Annotated in this window: 17 protein-coding genes; 9 read left to right on the top strand and 8 right to left on the bottom strand. The window is 58.1% G+C overall.

What is annotated here, in order from left to right; genetic code table 11:
- Positions 1 to 1,664: xanthine dehydrogenase family protein molybdopterin-binding subunit (locus ACPYOI_RS29095; protein WP_481423719.1), on the top strand; the 1,664-nt coding region annotated here is incomplete at its 5' end.
- 11 nt (positions 1,665 to 1,675) lie between these two features.
- Here the strand turns inward: ACPYOI_RS29095 and ACPYOI_RS29100 are convergent.
- The 4 genes from ACPYOI_RS29100 to ACPYOI_RS29115 are packed head-to-tail and all read right to left on the bottom strand — an operon-like array spanning position 1,676 to position 4,792.
- Complete coding sequence (locus tag ACPYOI_RS29100; RefSeq protein ID WP_481423720.1) at positions 1,676 to 2,527, bottom strand: enoyl-CoA hydratase/isomerase family protein; 852 nt, start codon at positions 2,525 to 2,527, stop codon at positions 1,676 to 1,678.
- Complete coding sequence (locus ACPYOI_RS29105; RefSeq protein WP_481415373.1) at positions 2,487 to 3,242, bottom strand: SDR family NAD(P)-dependent oxidoreductase; 756 nt, start codon at positions 3,240 to 3,242, stop codon at positions 2,487 to 2,489. The genes ACPYOI_RS29100 and ACPYOI_RS29105 overlap by 41 nt, the downstream gene beginning before the upstream one ends.
- A 1-nt stretch (position 3,243) precedes the next feature.
- On the bottom strand, positions 3,244 to 4,395 hold the full coding sequence (locus ACPYOI_RS29110) for a thiolase family protein (protein ID WP_481415374.1): 1,152 nt from the start codon (positions 4,393 to 4,395) through the stop codon (positions 3,244 to 3,246).
- Positions 4,396 to 4,405: 10 nt separating this feature from the next.
- Positions 4,406 to 4,792 carry a Zn-ribbon domain-containing OB-fold protein gene (locus ACPYOI_RS29115; RefSeq protein WP_168830117.1) on the bottom strand — a complete coding sequence of 129 codons (387 nt, stop codon included), beginning with the start codon at positions 4,790 to 4,792 and terminating at the stop codon, positions 4,406 to 4,408.
- A 123-nt stretch (positions 4,793 to 4,915) separates the two neighbouring features.
- Between ACPYOI_RS29115 and gcvA the strand changes: the two genes are divergently transcribed.
- A complete protein-coding gene (gcvA, locus tag ACPYOI_RS29120; protein ID WP_481415392.1) occupies positions 4,916 to 5,848 on the top strand; it encodes a transcriptional regulator GcvA in 933 nt (310 codons plus the stop codon).
- 59 nt (positions 5,849 to 5,907) lie between these two features.
- On the opposite strand, the gene ACPYOI_RS29125 is transcribed toward gcvA, so the two are convergent.
- Positions 5,908 to 7,245, bottom strand: a complete 1,338-nt coding sequence (locus ACPYOI_RS29125; RefSeq protein ID WP_481415375.1) for an MFS transporter — start codon at positions 7,243 to 7,245, stop codon at positions 5,908 to 5,910.
- A 243-nt stretch (positions 7,246 to 7,488) separates the two neighbouring features.
- On the opposite strand from ACPYOI_RS29125, the gene ACPYOI_RS29130 reads away from it, so the two are divergent.
- The 3 genes from ACPYOI_RS29130 to ACPYOI_RS29140 all read left to right on the top strand — a co-directional run bounded on the left by ACPYOI_RS29130 (position 7,489) and on the right by ACPYOI_RS29140 (position 11,175).
- Positions 7,489 to 8,397, top strand: a complete 909-nt coding sequence (locus ACPYOI_RS29130; protein WP_481415376.1) for an NAD(P)-dependent oxidoreductase — start codon at positions 7,489 to 7,491, stop codon at positions 8,395 to 8,397.
- Positions 8,398 to 8,461: 64 nt separating this feature from the next.
- A complete protein-coding gene (locus ACPYOI_RS29135) occupies positions 8,462 to 9,694 on the top strand; it encodes a CaiB/BaiF CoA transferase family protein (RefSeq protein ID WP_481415377.1) in 1,233 nt (410 codons plus the stop codon).
- 47 nt (positions 9,695 to 9,741) lie between these two features.
- On the top strand, positions 9,742 to 11,175 hold the full coding sequence (locus ACPYOI_RS29140; protein ID WP_481415378.1) for an aldehyde dehydrogenase family protein: 1,434 nt from the start codon (positions 9,742 to 9,744) through the stop codon (positions 11,173 to 11,175).
- A 181-nt stretch (positions 11,176 to 11,356) separates the two neighbouring features.
- Here ACPYOI_RS29140 and ACPYOI_RS29145 read toward each other — a convergent pair whose 3' ends face one another.
- On the bottom strand, positions 11,357 to 12,244 hold the full coding sequence (locus tag ACPYOI_RS29145; protein WP_481415379.1) for a LysR substrate-binding domain-containing protein: 888 nt from the start codon (positions 12,242 to 12,244) through the stop codon (positions 11,357 to 11,359).
- Positions 12,245 to 12,310: 66 nt separating this feature from the next.
- Here ACPYOI_RS29145 and ACPYOI_RS29150 point away from each other — a divergent pair, with 66 nt between their 5' ends.
- The 3 genes from ACPYOI_RS29150 (at position 12,311) to cynS (ending at position 14,698) form a co-directional block, all read left to right on the top strand.
- Positions 12,311 to 13,345 carry a YeiH family protein gene (locus tag ACPYOI_RS29150; protein ID WP_481415380.1) on the top strand — a complete coding sequence of 345 codons (1,035 nt, stop codon included), beginning with the start codon at positions 12,311 to 12,313 and terminating at the stop codon, positions 13,343 to 13,345.
- Positions 13,346 to 13,508: 163 nt separating this feature from the next.
- On the top strand, positions 13,509 to 14,174 hold the full coding sequence (locus ACPYOI_RS29155; RefSeq protein ID WP_481415381.1) for a carbonic anhydrase: 666 nt from the start codon (positions 13,509 to 13,511) through the stop codon (positions 14,172 to 14,174).
- Between the two features lie 53 nt (positions 14,175 to 14,227).
- Positions 14,228 to 14,698, top strand: a complete 471-nt coding sequence (gene cynS / locus ACPYOI_RS29160) for a cyanase (RefSeq protein ID WP_481415382.1) — start codon at positions 14,228 to 14,230, stop codon at positions 14,696 to 14,698.
- Between the two features lie 226 nt (positions 14,699 to 14,924).
- Here the strand turns inward: cynS and ACPYOI_RS29165 are convergent, their stop codons facing one another.
- Both ACPYOI_RS29165 and ACPYOI_RS29170 read right to left on the bottom strand, forming a co-directional pair.
- A complete protein-coding gene (locus ACPYOI_RS29165) occupies positions 14,925 to 15,461 on the bottom strand; it encodes a carboxymuconolactone decarboxylase family protein (RefSeq protein ID WP_481415383.1) in 537 nt (178 codons plus the stop codon).
- Positions 15,462 to 15,535: 74 nt separating this feature from the next.
- Positions 15,536 to 15,931, bottom strand: coding sequence for a DUF302 domain-containing protein (locus ACPYOI_RS29170; protein WP_481415384.1), 396 nt, complete (start codon positions 15,929 to 15,931; stop codon positions 15,536 to 15,538).
- Positions 15,932 to 16,054: 123 nt separating this feature from the next.
- On the opposite strand from ACPYOI_RS29170, the gene cynR reads away from it, so the two are divergent.
- Complete coding sequence (gene cynR, locus ACPYOI_RS29175) at positions 16,055 to 16,948, top strand: transcriptional regulator CynR (RefSeq protein WP_481415385.1); 894 nt, start codon at positions 16,055 to 16,057, stop codon at positions 16,946 to 16,948.
- The last annotated feature ends 167 nt before the right edge of the window (positions 16,949 to 17,115 follow it).

Consider the following 17,115-nt stretch of genomic DNA (forward strand, 5'->3'; position numbering starts at 1 on the left):
ACAAGGTTATCGGGACGTCGCCGATGCGCCGCGACGTGCCGCGGAAGGTGCTGGGCACCGGTGACTATGTGGTGGACATCAAAGTCGAAGGCATGTTGCACGCGCGGGTAATCCGCCCGGAGGTTGCTGGAGCTCTTCCCCTTGAGATCGATGAATCGTCGGTGCAGGACATTCCCGGCGTACAGGTCATTCGTGAAAAAGGCTTTCTTGCAGTGGTCGCCCCGAAAGAATGGGATGCGATCAAGGCTGCGGAGCAACTCAAGGTGAGCTGGTCGGATTCCAAGCCTAATTTCCCAACGCAGACAGGGGTCCACGATCACCTCAGGAAAGCCGCCGTCGTCCACCGCGATCCCGGCGAGGATGTCGGTAACGTCGACGCCGCTTTCACCGGCGCTGCGAAGGTTATCGAGGCGGCTTATGAATGGCCATTTCAAAGCCATGCGAGCATGGGACCGGCCTGCGCGGTCGTCGAGATCAAGGGCGACAAGGCGACCCTTTGGACCGGTTCGCAAAAGCCGCATTTCGCGGCCGCTGGCGTTGCTGCCATTCTTGGTCTTCCGGCAGAAAACGTGCATGGCATTTGGGTTCCGGGTCCAGGCAGCTACGGCCGCAACGATGCCGGCGATGCGGCCGCGGATGCCGCCTTGATTGCCAAGCTTACCGGTAGGCCGATCCGGGTTCAGGGAATGCGGCGGGATGGTACCGGCTGGGATCCGAAAGGGCCAGCCTCGATTCATACGGCTCGCGTCGCCCTTGACGATGGCGGCAACGTGCTGGCCTGGCATTTCGAATCTAAGGGTTTTTCGCGGGTAGACGTCAATTCCAATGAGAGCGCTGCCCACGACACGCTGGCCGGCCAACTCATCGATACGCCGCTTCAGTCAGGTGATGGATTTGGCGTACCGGAGGAGTCCTACGGTTTCCCCGCCAAACGAAAGGCCTGGGAGACGGTCGCGCCGCTGCTCGACCGCGCCTCACCGCTCCGGACCTCGCATCTGCGCGACCCCGTTGGGCCGCAAATCCACTTCGCCTCTGAATCATTCCTGGATGAGGTGGCTTATGACATCGGCATGGACCCGGTGGCCTTCCGTCTCAAATATCTGACAGATCCTCGCGACATTGCCGTCGTCAAGGCCGCCACTGAAAAGGCTGGCTGGCAGCCCCGCACGGCCGCCCGCCGCCAGAGCGCAGGCGGAGACAAGCTCAAGGGACAAGGTATTGCCTATGCGCAGCGTAGCGGCACTCGTGTGGCCATCGTCGCCGAGGTTGAGATCGACAGCAAGACCGGCCAGATCTGGGCCCGTAAATTCACCGTCGCCCACGATTGCGGCATGATCATCAATCCGCGGCAACTCACGCACACCATCGAGGGCAATATAGTCCAAGGGATCAGCCGGGCGGTGCACGAAGAGGTGCAGTTCGATGAGAACATCGTGACGAGTGTCGACTGGGAGACATATCCGATCCTGGACATCACCGAGACACCGGAGACGATCGACGTCGTTCTGATTGATCGCAAGGACATTGCGCCAAGCGGCGCCGGCGAGCCGAGCATGCGGCCGGTGGCGGCCGCCATCGCCAATGCCATTTACGACGCCACCGGGGTGCGCATCCGTCAGGCACCGTTCACCCCGGACAAACTTCGCGCCGCTGGCCTCACCTGAGGGGCCAGCGATCATCGACCGCGGTAATTGGGTTTGCGCTTCTCAGCAAAAGCCGCTTTGCCCTCGCGCCGGTCTTCGGTATCGCGCAGCAATCCCCAGGCGAGCTCGGTAAACTGCTGGGACTGCGATGCGGCCATGTTTTCCGACTGCACGGCAAGCATCTTGACCAACTGCACTGCCAAGGGGCCGTTTTCGGCGATCTTCGAAGCAATTGAGGCTGACACAGCGGCCAGTTCTTCGGGCGGACACAGGTCAGTCACCAGCCCAATGTCGTAGGCCCGTTGCGCGCTGATCCGCTCGCCCGTCAAAAGCATTCGCATCGCGACGTTCCTCGGAATGGCTTTCAGTAGGTTTGGGACACCTCCCGCACCTGGCAGGCTTGAGACGACGACTTCGGGAAGCCCAAACGACGCCGCGTGCGATGCGACAATGAAATCACACTGCAGGGCAAGCTCTAGCCCCCCGCCGAGGCAGAATCCATTGACCGCCGCAATCAACGGCTTCTTGATCTGCAAGCCCTGAAGATCGAGGAGTCGGATATAAAGTCCTCTCTGACCCGACTCCTCCAACGTCAGGCCGAAGCCTTCGGCTACACCGACGTCGTTCTGGCGGCTGGCCGTAAGATCGGCACCAACGCAGAAAGCCCGACCAGTACCCCCCGTTAGAACGATTGCCCGGACAAATGGATCTGCAGATGCGGAAGCCAGGTGATTCCGCAGTTCCACAAGATGCTCCACATCGAGGGCATTTAGTTTTTCCGGACGGTCGAGCTGCACCGTCGCTACGGCATTGTCTATGGTGAGAGTAACAGCCATGGCAGCCTCACACGCTAGGGCTAGACAGGGAGCGGCCACCGCAGACATAGATGAGTTGACCAGTAATGTAACTGCTCGCTTGGGCCGCGAAGAAAAGGACCGCCTGGGCGATGTCCTCGGGAGTTCCGATACGCTGCATGGGGACGCTCTTCTTGAGTTTCTCCTGCACCTCGCTGGTAAACGTCTGGAAGAGCGGCGTCTCGACGATGCCGGGTGCGACTGCGTTGACGGTGATCCCGACCGAAGCGAGCTCGATTGCCAAGCTGCGGGTAAGGCTCACCACTCCACCTTTCGCAGCCGAGTAATTGGCTTGCCCGAATCCACCGAGCCAGGCGCGCGACGAGATGTTGATGATGCGTCCGTAACCTCGTTCGATCATGCCGGGGACGACAGCCTTGCAGGTCAAAAACTGCGATTTGAGATTGGTCGCGATGACACTATCCCAGTCGTCCTCCTCCATCTTCACCAGGCGCCGGTCTCGCACGATACCCGCGTTGTTGACGAGAATGTCGACCCTGCTGAAACTCCGCCGGATGTCGGCGAACGCGCCTTCGACCTGTTCGCGGTCTGTGACGTCGGCCCGGACGCCGAGAATTTCGGAGTGGGGATATTTTACGCGCAGTTCCTCGACGGTCTTATGGAGAGTCTCCGTGTCGAAATCGAGCAACGCAACATTGTAGCCGGCATAAAGCATCGCATCCACAATCCCGAGGCCAATGCCCCGGGCGCCACCGGTGACAACAGCTATATCTTTCTGGCTCATCTCAGACCCCCAGGATGTGAACGGCGGAAGCGGCATGGTCGACGCCCGCGATGCCGCCGCCGGTGCACTGGGTCAGACCAATCTTCGCACCTTCAATCTGCCGGCCATCCGCGCGGTTCTGAAGCTGCCAGACGATCTCGACCATCTGTGCCACGCCGGTCGCACCGAGCGGGTGGCCCTTTGCAAGCAGCCCGCCGCTGGGGTTGACGGGAACCCGACCGCCGAGCGCAGTGTCGCCGTTCTTCAGGAGAGCTGCGCCCTCCCCCGGCCTCGCCAACTGCAGCGCTTCATAGTACAGGAGCTCTGCGATGGTGAACGCGTCGTGCAGCTCGACGAGGTTTACATCTTTGGGATCAACGCCTGACTGTTCGTAGGCAAGCCGGGCGGTGCGGGCTGTAATTTCCGCGTCGAGGATGTCGTCAGACCCGATCTCTTGATGGCCGGACTGGACAGCCGATCCGAGAATGCGTACCGGCGTCGCATGCTGCGTCGGACGCTTAGTGGTTAGGACGATCGCAGCTGCCCCGTCGACACTGGACGGGCAGCACTGCAGAAGGGTGAGCGGTTCGGCGACCGGCCGCGATTTTAGGACCTCATCCAGCGTGACTTCGGTACGCTGCTGGGCGAATGGATTGCGCGCGCCGTGCGACCTGTTTTTAACAGCGATGCCGGCCAGAAGTTCAGGTTTTTCACCACGCTCATGCAGGTAGCGGGTGCCGCGCATCGCGTAGACGGTCGGCAAAGTCATACCCATGGATGCGTAGAGCTCGGTCTTGTAGTCGTTGCGCTGAAGCGGGATCGTGCCGCCGCCGAGTTTCGTAAGCTGCTCGACCCCGAAAACGGCGACTGTCTCGTACAGTCCCAGCTTGAGCGCGTGGCATGCGAGATGCACCGCCGTCGCGCCGCTCGCGCAAGCGTTCTCAACGTTGTAGAGCGCGGGACCGGTGATACCGAGATCGCGCATCAGGACCTGGCCAAGGACCATGCCGCCATAGACGTTTGCGGCGTAGATCGCCTGGACCTCTTCCTTGCGGACCCTTGCATCCTTCAAAGCTCCGCTGACTGCGGCTTGCGCCAGATCCTGCATCGAAAGATCGTTGTGGCGACCGAATGCCGTCATTGAAGCACCGGCGATATAGACGTTCTCGTTCATTGCTGCCTCCCTAGGCCAGTTCGAATGTGTAGCTGGTGCTGGCACTCATCGGAGCCGCGCGCTCGGAAACCGGCCTGATCGTCATGCCAATTGCCGGCCTCTGTCCTTCGGGAAGCTCCAGGCGACCAAACACGCGTGCGTCTTCAGGGAAATCGGCGTAGACCAATACAAAAGGTGTCAGGCCAGTTTTCGGATTTGGGTGGATGACTGTAAAGCTGTAGAGTGTGGCGACCTCCGATAGCGTGATCGGCTCGAAGCGATCGGCTGAGGGCGATGTCGCAGGAATGCGGGGAAATATCCCCTTGCCGGTGGATTTGTCGCGGGACGCTTCGAGACGCACCACAGTCTTGGAAACTTCGGCGGCGTCAGGGCGCGCCGCCTGGTCGATGATAGTCATGGTTTCCTCCGCAAATCGTGGATTGTTTTGCACCCTGAAAATATTGGATTTTGCCGCCGAGGCAGAACGACAAAGCCGCTCGAAACCGTTGACTAAAAGGCAACACGCGAGATATTCGTGCTCATGGACTCGCTACCGCCATTAAACCCCTTGCGCGCTTTCGAGGCTGCAGGCCGCTTGCAAAGCATTCGGCGCGCCGCAGAGGAGCTTCTCGTCACTCCTGGAGCTGTCAGTCGCCAGGTTCAGCGCCTGGAGACTTATCTCGGCGTCAAGCTCTTCCGACGCGACCCCCGCGAGATCGTTCTGACGACCGAAGGCGAACAGTATCTCGCCGCGGTGACCCGCCATTTCGATGGACTGCGTGAGGAGACGCTGAAGCTGACAGGTCGGAGGACGATCGAGATTCTGCGTGTGCGCGCCTACACCACGTTCGCGATGAAATGGCTGATCCCTCGGCTGAGCACATTCAACGCGTCAAACGACACCACTGAAGTCAGACTGACGACGTCCAACGAGACCGTGGACTTCGACCGCGAGAACGTCGACGGCGCAATCCGCCTGGGCGACGGCAACTGGCCCGGAGTCGAAGTCGACCGAGTTATGAAGAATGAACTCGTTCCGCTCTGCACACCTGCGTTTCGCGAAAGCCACGGCTTGAACGAGTTCGGTGATCTCAGTCGGATACACCTCCTTCACTCCTTCATCCGTCCCGACGATTGGCGCTATTGGCTAGAGTCGGCGGGCTGCAAGACCGTGGATCCGTATGCTGGAGACAAGTACGCCAGCTCTACTCTGGCGTACCAGGCAACGCTCGAAGGACAGGGCGTCATGATCGCACAGAAGGCGCTCTTCCTCGACGACCTCCGATCCGGGCGGTTGGTCCAGCCGTTTGAGCACAGCTTGGATCGCGGTGATTTCACCTATTACTTCATTTATCCCCGCAACCGTCTCCGAAACCCTGCGTTCAGGCGCTTCCGGATATGGTTGCTGGAGCAGGCCGCGGCCGCCACGCAATCTGCGGCGCTCAATCCCGTGGAAACACAAACGCAACCATAGATGCGAAGAGGCCCCGCTACCGGGCGGGGCCTCTTCCGATATCTCCGACGCTTGATCCTTCAGCGCAGCGGGCGTCCGTTCGTTTCCGGCAGTCTCGCGTAGACGATTGCGGCGACGACACAGATCGCGGCCACATAGATCCAGATGAAATCGCCATATCCCCAGCCGTTCATCGCGGTCATGATGTAGGGAGCCGTCCCACCAAAAAGAGTGACCGAGATTGCATAGGGAAGAGCGACGCCTGTTGCCCTGATACGCGCTGGAAATTGTTCGGCCATCATGGCGGCCGCCGCACCGGCGAACCCCGTCATGATGATCATCGATACAGTCATTAACGCAGTCGCCTGGAACCATGTGATGCCGGGTACGAGCAGAGCGAAGCTTGGCCACGCCCAGATCGCGGACGCGATCGCGAAGGTAATCAGCACCGGCCTGCGTCCGATCCGGTCGGAGAGCATTCCCACAAACGGTATAATGAAAAGTGAGATGGTCACGGAGACACTGCCTACAAGAAGCGTATCGACAATTGGCATCTTGGTGACCAGGTGGATGTAGCTCGGATAGCTGACCATCCACACGTAGTTGAGCAGATTTCCGGACATTGCGATGCCGACGACACGTAGAGCATCCTTCGGGTGTTTCAGCAGGACATCCATCATTGGGTTTTTTTGAACGCCTTCAACGGCCACGCGCTTTTTGAAAACATCAGTTTCCGAGACAGACAGGCGAATCCAGAGTGTGATCAGCCCAAGGATCGCAGCGACGATAAACGCCACTCGCCATCCCCAGTCCGTCAAGCCGGAATCGTTGCCGAATTGAGACAGAATGTAGCCGAGCACGAACGAGACCAAAGTGCCTGCGTTTATCGCGAACCATTGCCAAGATCCTGCGAAGCCGCGCCTGTCTGAAGGTGCTGATTCCACCAGGAAAGTCGATGCGGAGCCGAATTCGCCGCCCGCTGAGAAGCCCTGCACGAGGCGCGCGAATACCAGGATGACCGGAGCCGCAGGGCCGATTACCGCATAGCCTGGGCATAGGCCGATGATAAGCGACGCGGCTGACATCAGAAGGATGGATAGGGTGAGCCCCGCCTTGCGGCCATGCCTGTCGGCAAATGCACCGAGAATCGCGCCGCCGACGGGGCGCATCACGAAGCCAACCGCAAACACGGCAAAGACCGACAACAGTGCCGTGAGTGAGTCCCCGGAGGAAAAATACTCTTTCGCCAGGATCGATGCGAACGTCGCGTAGATGACCCAGTCCGTGTATTCGACGATCGTACCAAGTGTCGCGGCGACCACCGCTTTCTTCTGATGGGCCGTCAGGGCCGTCGCCGCACCGACGTTCTCGTTCGTTTGTTCAGATGTAAAAGGCGTTGTGCCGGGAACGTCCGACATAGCTGATCCTCCATGCTGTCAAGCAGGTCTCTCCCATAGGACCCGAGGGGCACAGCATGGCAAAATCGCAAAATCGCTGTGAACGACTTTTGCGGCCCGCGCGATTGACAAAAACTCAACGGAGGCGTCCGACCAAGGGATGTTGACTTGCGGTCAACATGCCGAGACCGAAATCTCACTTGAAGAACGGCTCCGAAAAGCGCTCGTCTGCCGAGACAAAACGCAGCGGAGGAGCCACTCGTCATGCAAGCTGAATCTCATGGTCAAAACGATATCGGTTTCATCGGCCTCGGTGCCATGGGCGCCCATATGGTCCGGCATCTTCTGAAGGCAGGCTTCAATTTGCATGTCTACGACACGGACGCGGCTGCGGTGGAATGCTGTGCGATACTTGGCGCGAGGGTGTGCGCTTCGCCTTCGGACGTAGGGAATGCCGCCGATGCAGTCTTCGTCTGCCTGCCGACCCCCGAAACCGTCAAGCGTGTCGTGCTGGGTGAGAACGGAGTCATCCACGGGTCCAGGGTCAAGATTTACGTCGATCTTTCAACGACGGGCCCGAGCGTTGCAAAGGAGGTAGCCGAGGGTCTGGCGGCACGTCAGATAACCGCGCTCGACGGACCACTTGCCGGCGGCGTCGCTGGAGCCGAGGCCGGAACGCTTTCAGTGATGGTCTCGGGAGCCCGATGGGCTTTCGAGAAGCTGCAACCAGTCTTCAAAAGCTTCGGTCGCAACGTTGTCCACGTCGGAGATGGCGTCGGTCAGGGTCAAGCTCTTAAGTTGGTCAACAACATGATCGTCGGTGCAAATCTCGTCGCCGCCGCCGAGGCGATCCTTTTCGGCGTCAAATTCGGTCTCTCCGCAGACGTCATTCTCAAGATGCTGAATGCCAGCACGGGCCGCAGCTTTGTCACCGAGCAGATTCTGGAGCGCGTCATCGACCGAAAGTTCGACTTCGGCTTCCGGCTCGAACTGATGCGCAAGGACCTCCGTCTGTGCGTCAACGAAGCCGATGCGATCGGAGCTCCGATGATGGTGTCGGCTCTGGCGAAACAGTTCTACGAACTGGCGCATGCGCATGGCCATTCCAGCGAGGACATGACGGTTGTCGTCAAGGAACTTGAAGAGACTTTTGGGGTCGAAATCAGCCGCTGACCTTCATTCCGGCGGTCGCCTCCTCGGACGAGGCGCAATTCCGCCGATAGAGCGAGAAAAGACAATGTTACGTGACGCGTTAAAAAATCTCACTGTCATAGACTTCACGCACATCGGTGCCGGACCAACGTGCACCATGCTGCTCGCCGACATGGGCGCCCGCGTAATCAAGGTCGAATCGCCGGATGGCGAATTGGGGCGTAAGCTCGGCCCGGCGTGGATCGGCAACGATAGCGCTCTCTACCATGGCTTCAATCGCAACAAGCTCGGCCTCAAGCTCGATCTCAAGTCGCCCGCTGGCGTTGCTGCGGCGAAAAAGCTGGCGGCCAAGGCCGACATCCTGGTTGAAAGCATGCGCCCGGGGGTAATGGATCGCCTGGAGCTGGGGTACGAATCGCTATCCAAAGCAAACCCATCTCTAATCTACGCCTCGATCTCCGCTTATGGGCAAACGGGTCCCTATGCCGACCGGGCTGGAGTCGACGGTATCCTGCAGGCCGATAGCGGACTGATGAGTATAATCGGAACGGAGGGGGCCGAGCCGGCCAAGGTGCAGGCTCCGATCGTCGATGTCTTCACGGGCTATGTAGCGGTGTCGGGCATCCTTGCGCAGCTTCGCAAGACCGCTGAGACGGGCAAGGGAGCGCAACTCGACGTCAACCTGTTCAATTCGGCGATCGCACTGCAGCAGGTGTCGCTCACGAACTATCTTGCCGACGGGCTGGTTCCGGAACGGATCGGAAGTGCGGCCCCCTACTCCGCACCCAACGAAGCCTTCGAAGCGTCCGACGGATGGCTCATGGTGGCCGCATATAACGCCGGCAGATGGGAGCGTCTGTGCGACCTGCTGGATCTTGCACCGCTGGCCGCCGATCCACGTTTTGCGACTTCCTCGCAGAGAGTCGCGAACAGGACGGAGATGCGGAAGTTGCTTGGGGAACGGTTCATTACAAAGACGCGCACCGACTGGCTTGCGGCGCTGAAACATGCCGACATCCTTTGCGCGCCGGTTGCGAACTATGACGATCTTCTTCGGCACCCGCAGATCCACGCAAACGGCATGATGCTGACGCTCGATCACCCGACAATCGGATCGGTCCGGACGCCAGGGTTTCCGATCAATAGTCTTGAAATGCGCGGCGCCGGCCATGTCCATGCACCTTCGCTTGGAGAGCATTCTCGGATGATCCTGCAATCTTCCGGATTTCGTAAAGACGAAATTGACGCGCTAGTCGGCGAACCGGAGACATCGATGACGACGTTAGAGCCGCCGCTTCGCTCGGCCTCGATACGGTGATGCTCAGTCACGACGATCAATAGATAACAGACCGGAGGAAATGCGACATGGTAGAACGCACTTTAAGCTATATCGGTGGCTCGGATGTTGAGCCACTCGACGGCGACTATGCCGATAAAATCGATCCGCGTACCAATCGGAAAATCAAGGACGTTGCCAACAGTGGCCCCAAGGACGTCGAGCTGGCGATCGCATCCGCATCTACAGCCCTGTCCGCTTGGCGAGACATGCGTCCTTCCGAGCGCGGCAGGCTGCTTGTTGAAATCGCCAGACAACTTCGTGAGAACGGCCAGTCCGTCGTCGAGACCGAAAGCCTGGAAACGGGCAAGCCCCGAAGAGAGATGGCTCAGCTTCTCGATCTGACCGCGCAGTATTTCGAATTCTACGGCGGTATCGTCAATATCGACGATGGCAACATCATCAACGTCGGACCCGACTATCACGTCTACACTCGCCGTGATCCCTTCGGCGTAATCGGGGTCATCCTTCCCTGGAACGCGCCTCTTCATCAGGCCGCACGGGCGATCGCTCCCGCGCTTGCCATGGGAAACACGGTCGTTGCCAAGCCCTCCGAACATACGTCGGGATCGCTCGTCGACTTCGCGAAGCTTGCGGTCGAAAAAGCTGGACTGCCTCCCGGCGTGCTCAATGTGATCGTCGGCAAGGGCAGTGTCGTCGGACCTGCAATGGCCAGCCATCCGGATGTTCGGAAGATCTCCTTTACAGGAGGACTGAAGGCCGGGCAGGAACTTGGCCGTATCGCTGCTGAAAGAATTCTGCCTCTGACGCTAGAACTAGGTGGAAAGAGTGCGAATATCGTCTTCGATGATGCCGATCTCGATGCCGCCGCAAAGGGATCGACGAGCGCCTTCACCTGGAACGGCGGGCAATGGTGTGCGGCTGGCACGCGGCTGCTGGTGCAGGAAAATGTCCACGACGCCTTTGTGACCAAGTTGGTAGACAACGTGGCTAAACTGGAGATCGGGCCGCAGGACGATGCATCCTACGGACCGATCACGACAAATGCGCAATTCGACAAGATCAAAAGCTTCTTCGACATCGCCGAGCGAGATGGATTGAAGCCTGCGATCGGCGGCAAAGTGCTCGATGAGGATCTTGGCGGCGGCCATTATGTCGAGCCTACGGTCTACACCGGTGTAAGCAACGATATGGAGATCGCTCGTGAAGAGATATTCGGGCCAATCCTCAGCGTCATCAAGTTCAAGGACGAGGCGGACGCTGTTCGGATCGCCAACGACTCGGACCTTGGGCTCGCAGCAGGCATCTGGACGCGGGACATTGGACGTGTTCACCGCGTAGCCGGACGCTTGGAGGCCGGACGCATTGTTGTTAACGAATACAGTGGAGGGTTCGTGCAGACGCCGTGTGGTGGTTTCAAATATAGCGGCTATGGTCGCGAACAAGGCGTCGACGCTTTGGCCCACTACACGCAGCTGAAGTCAGTCATCATTCGCCTTTGATGTCGCTGTGCGTGCGCTGGTATCTGAATTATGGCGCAAGCGCCCCGTCGGTGATAGATGGCATGCCGACGAGACCGATACCACGGTTCGAGGCGGATGGACCGATCAAGGCAGCATTGATGACGGCAGTGGCAGCGAGATCCGACTGAGCACCTCTTGTCGAAATCCGTCTCAGCCCTTTTCAATTGCCGGACATGCAAATCTCGAGCAGCTTCCGGACCGCGTCGCTCTGGTGCCGCTCCTTGTGTCGGAGTGACAGGAAAGCGCGATCAGGTAATTTGAAATCAACGGTCATCAACTCCCGCTGCTGGACGCGTTGCCGCACGATGATACTCGATACTGCCGCCGCGCACATACTTTCCGCGACGGCAGAAAGCACCGCCTCGTTGGACGGCAGGACCATGGCGATGTCAAGCCGGGAAGGATCGCAGCCGCATGCGGTCAACGTTGTTTCAAAAGTAGATCTTGTGCCAGATCCCGGCTCACGCATGACCCACCGGGCTTTTGTCAAAAGATCGTCGGCAGTAATGCCCTTTGTGTCCGCGAGTAGATGTCCCGGAGGCACCACGACGACCATTGCATCCACCGCGACGCGATGCGATGCCAGCACCGGTTCGTCGATTTCGCCCTCAACAAATCCAAGGTCAGCAAGACCGTCTATCACTGCCTGTGAAACCGTTCTGGTATTGCCAACGATAAGGCATATTTCGATGCCAGGGTAGGCTTCATGAAACCGCATCAGACGTGGTGGCAGCCAGTAGCTCGATATGGTCTGGCTCGCATAGATATTGAGCGTGCCACGCCGCAGGCCACCCAATTCACTTAGGACGAGCGCCGCAGACCTTGCGCGTGCGAGGACCGCCTCTGCCTCGCCTAGGAAATTCCTCCCTGCCTGGGTCAATTCGATTCGGCGTCCGACACGATGAAAAAGCTCCACATTGTAGAATGATTCCAGGGCCTTAATCGCTGAGCTGACGGCCGATGGCGTCAGACCGATCGCGGCGGCGGCCTTAGTGAGGTGCTCACGTTGCGCCACCGCAACGAAGATCGAAAGTTGCTCGAAAGTCATGGGCTAAACATCCAGTTTTATCGAATGAAACATGCCGTATTATTCGATGGAAGTCGATGATCGGCGATGACATCTAGTGTGCATCAGACGGAGATTATTCCTATGTTGCACAGAGTTATCGTCAGTGTGTTGCCCGGTCTTCTTTTGGCAACTCTTGTTGCCGGCGTAGCGCTTCTGCTCGAACGTGTAGAAGCCGCGTGGTTTGGAGCCGCCTGGATCGAAGGATTGGTTTTGGCTATTTTGATTGGAACAGCCATACGCACCGTTTTTCGTCTGCCTCTGGGATTCCAGAGCGGCATTCATTTTGCGAGCAAGATAGTGCTGGAGATAGCGATCGTATTGCTCGGAGCGTCTATCAGCTTCGAAGCAATCGGAAATGCTGGTCCAATGCTATTTGCAGCGATCGCGGCGGTGGTTGTGATCGCCCTGCTTGTAAGCTACGGGATCGGACGCAGCCTCGGTTTGACACACAAGCTCGCCATCTTGGTCGCTTGCGGAAACTCCATCTGCGGCAATTCCGCTATAGCAGCAGTGGCGCCCGTCATTGACGCGGACGCGGATGACGTGGCTGCCTCCATCGCCTTCACCGCGGTACTTGGCATTTTTGCCGTCCTGGCGCTGCCACTCGTCGATATCTATTTCGGCATGAGCCAGCACTCCTACGGGGTTTTTGCCGGACTTACGGTTTATGCCGTTCCCCAGGTCTTGGCGGCAACTGTGCCGGCCGGAATGTTGAGCGTGCAAGTTGGCACTCTGGTCAAATTGATCCGCGTGCTGATGCTCGGACCGGTCATTCTGCTGATTGGGGCGGGTACCGGGCGCCGTGGCGGTAGGGCATCGTCAACTGCGATCGTACCGTGGTTTATTCTCGGGTTTCTGGCGATGATGACCCTGCGCTCATTCGGCCTAGTTCCTGATGAAGCGATCGCCCCGATGAGCCACGTGTCGACTACCCTGACGATCGTCTCAATGGCCGCACTTGGCCTCAGCGTTGACGTTCGCACCGTCGCTCATGCTGGCGGACAGGTAATAGCCGCAGCATCGCTCTCGCTGTTGGCGCTTGCTGGAATTAGCGCCACTGTTTTGGCACTTCTGTCATAGGGGCGACGGTACACGTCCCAAATACCGCCATGCGCCTGCTTCGTTAAAAGGCCACCAGTGACTGTCGCTATAATCAGCGCTTATGCAGTTTGTAATTGACTGATATTAGACATTATGCAGGTGCTGGCCCAGGGTCTTCTTGTCAAGAACCAAGGAGACCAACATGACCGATCTCGTTGCGGGCTTCCTCAAGTTTCGGGAAACGGCGTTCAAGGAACGCACCGAACTTTTTCGGGAGCTTTCACATGCACAATCGCCCGGCACATTGTTTATCGCATGCTCGGACAGTCGCATCATCCCGGAACTGGTGACGCAACAGGAGCCCGGTGGGATGTTCGTCATTCGCAATGCCGGCAACATAGTTCCGTCGTTCGGGGCTGAACCCGGTGGCGTCAGCGCCTCCGTCGAATACGCCGTTTCCGTACTTGGCGTGCAGGACATTGTGGTCTGCGGACACTCCAATTGCGGTGCCATGACAGCGATTGCCTGCGACCATGATCTTGGCGGCCTCCCGGCAGTCAGCAATTGGCTGAAATATGCCGATGCAGCAAAGGCGGTAAACGGTTGCCGGCACTATCATTGCGAACACGAAAAGATCGACGCCTTGGCCCACGACAACGTCATCGTTCAACTCGCCAATCTTCGCACGCATCCCTCCGTTGCCGTCGCCATGAGCAAAGGCGAACTGCGGCTGCACGGATGGGTCTACGACATCGAGAGCGGTCAGATAGACGCGCTTGATGGAGCCACAGGGATATTCGTTCCGCTTGCGGACAATCCCGAGGCAAACGCCTACCCGAGCGGTGCGCCGCTCAGCTCGTCTCATTGAGCGGGCATCGGCAATCGGTGTGATTTGATCTCCAGTTAGAAAGGAAAACTGAAATGCTGCAATCCCAACACAACCAGACCGTTCGCGGTGACCTTGCCGACAAGGCTGTCGCCAACAAAACAAAGAAAAACCTCTCCTGGGCTCAGCTGGCCGAGGGAACAGGTCTCTCGGAAGCTTTTGTCACAGCAGCGCTTTTGGGACAGCACCCCCTCCCGGCAGACATCGCCGCAAAGGTCGGGAAACAGCTCGGCTTCGATTCCGACGATATCCTGAACCTGCAGACCATTCCCGTTCGCGGCAGTCTCGGTGGTGCCGTGCCTACCGATCCGACGATCTATCGGTTCTACGAAATGATCCAAGTCTATGGCACGACCCTGAAAGCCCTGGTTCACGAAAAGCTTGGCGACGGCATCATCAGCGCGATCAACTTTAAGCTGAGCGTCGAGAAGGTCGAGGATTCCGACGGCGGGCACCGCGCCGTTATTACGCTAAACGGCAAGTATCTCCCCACCAAGCCATACTGATGATTGAACTCGCCTTCGACTGTCGCTGGGTATTGCGACAGTCGAGGGTGATTGCGATCAGCACGCCGTCGTCTTGCATTTCCTCCGCCATTTCGACGAGCAGCCCTGTGAGAAGAGTTTTCAGCAACCGACGCTATACGTCTTCCTCGAGGACCAATTCCGCGACCGCATCGGATTTCAGTATTGGATGCGGTCGCTAGACATACCTAAGGCAATGCCCGTTGCATTAATCTGCAGCGGGGAAATCAAGCGTAGTATCATTTATGCGGTTGAATAGATTGGTGAGCGCGATGCTTGCTACCGCCATCGTGACGTCGACGAGCTGCGGATCCGTAACGCCGGCCTCCTTGACTGCCGCCACAACATCAGCCGGAACTGTGCCGCTGGTCTTGAGCAGGTATAGGACAAACTTCGCCAATGCGTCATTTCGCACATCGCCCGACGGCTGTGCCTGGCGCAGCGCTAGAATCGCTTCGCGGCTCAAGCCGAACTTTTTTCCCAGCAGCGTGTGGGCGGCCAGGCAATAGTCGCAGCCGGTGGTCTGGCTGACGACCAGTTTGATGACTTCGATATCGACAGGGCTCAAGCTGCTCTTTTTGAGCGAAGCTTCCAGATTCAAGACCGCTTCCAGGGCAACCGGGCTATTGCCGCCAATTCCAATGTATGAATTCGGCACCTTGCCAACCGCACTTTTTACGGCGCTGAACAATTCGGCTGCCCTGCCAGTGGCTTCGGACAATGCTATAGTATGGAGACGAGCCATGATAATTTCCTTTTATGCTACGTCAGTCGGGAGGATTTGCGTCAGCCGGTTTGCTGACAGGAGAAGACTTGCGGTTATTCGCCACTCACCGTTTTGGCGATCAACGTCTCCGCTTTAGGGCGTGCCAGTTGGTCATTGGTGAGGACCGTCGCATTTGTGATCGCGGCCGCAGGATGATACGCAACCATGGTCCTTCCGCTGCTGTCTTCCCGCACCAGTACGCGCAGCGGTAGATCCAAAGCTAACGTCGGTGTTATCAACATCAGCGGCGTCCCTGATTGCGGGCTGCCATAGATGAGAACGATGGTCCGTGGCATGCTCAGGCCCGCTTGTGTCGCGGCGGCGCTATGATCGATGCGCGCGAATATCTTCAAGCTGGCTTTCTCGAACGCATCGCTGAGACGATCCAGTGTGGTCGTGAAGTCATAGGCGCTAGCCAGTTCCACTATGCCCGCAGGACATTCAATCATGGGCGTGTTCCAAGCCGACGATTAAGTCTTTCATATCGATGCCTTTTTCCGACTAAAAAACCTTGCACCGCCACGATTATAATGTCGAATATCGCCTCCTTATGGGCCCTATAAGTACACGTTATGGAAGAACGCCTCGCACGATATTTAATCTCGGTGGTCGAACAAGGTAGCTTCACGCGGGCGGCCGAAAAGCTGCACGTTTCACAGCCCGCGTTATCGCAACAGATTCGCCATCTCGAAGAACGCCTCGGCGTGAAACTTCTCGATAGATCCGGCAAAACAGTTGTCGCGACGGACATTGGCAAGGCCTACATCGGTCACGCCGCTCGGGCTCTGCGAGAGTTCGATGCCGGCAAGCGCGCTGTTCACGATGTCAGAAATTTGGACAGAGGCGACTTGCGACTGGCTTTTACACCGACGTTCGCCACCTACCTGATAGGGCCTCTGACCCACCTCTTCCTGAGCACCTATCCCAATATCACAATGACAGTAGACGTGCTGGCGCAAATGGATATTGAGGCGGGATTGATGCACGACCGTTTCGATCTAGGGATCGCTCCCAGCCATCCGGAGAGTGCCGAAATTTCCGGCACCTCCGTTGGCGAAGAACATCTCAACTGTGTTGTAAGCCCTGACCATCCCTGTGCCGATCTTCTATCGATCAATTCGGAGGTGCTCTCGACATTGAAGCTCGCGCTGTTTGATCGATCCTTCGCAACCCGCTTGTTCATCGACAAACACTTCCGCGCCAATCGATTGCAGGCGAAGATATCCGTTGAATCAAATTCCCTGGAAGCGCTGATATCGCTGGTAAGGTATGGTGCATATGCGACGATCTTGCCGGCATTTGCTGGGAACCGGATTGCTGGGACACGATCGATACCCCTATCACCAGCAATCGCAACAAGACCCATCTGTCTGCTGAAACGCGCCGACGGATATCATTCTTTTGCAAGCATTGCATTCGAACAGATGTTCAACTCAACGGATTGGGCGCTGCCATCAACAAAATAGGCCGAGCCCGATAGCTTCAAGCTGGCTTGAAGGGAAAGGCGCCGCGGCTGCTCCTTTGCGACGTTGTCACGTTGTTGGCGTCCCTTTCATGCTATCCCTGCAAGCGGCGCAAAAGCACGCCCAGCCGCTCTTCTGACGGGCAATCCTCAAGGTCCAGCCGAATTGGG

It is taken from the genome of Rhizobium sp. SVR5-2C (assembly GCF_056755115.1).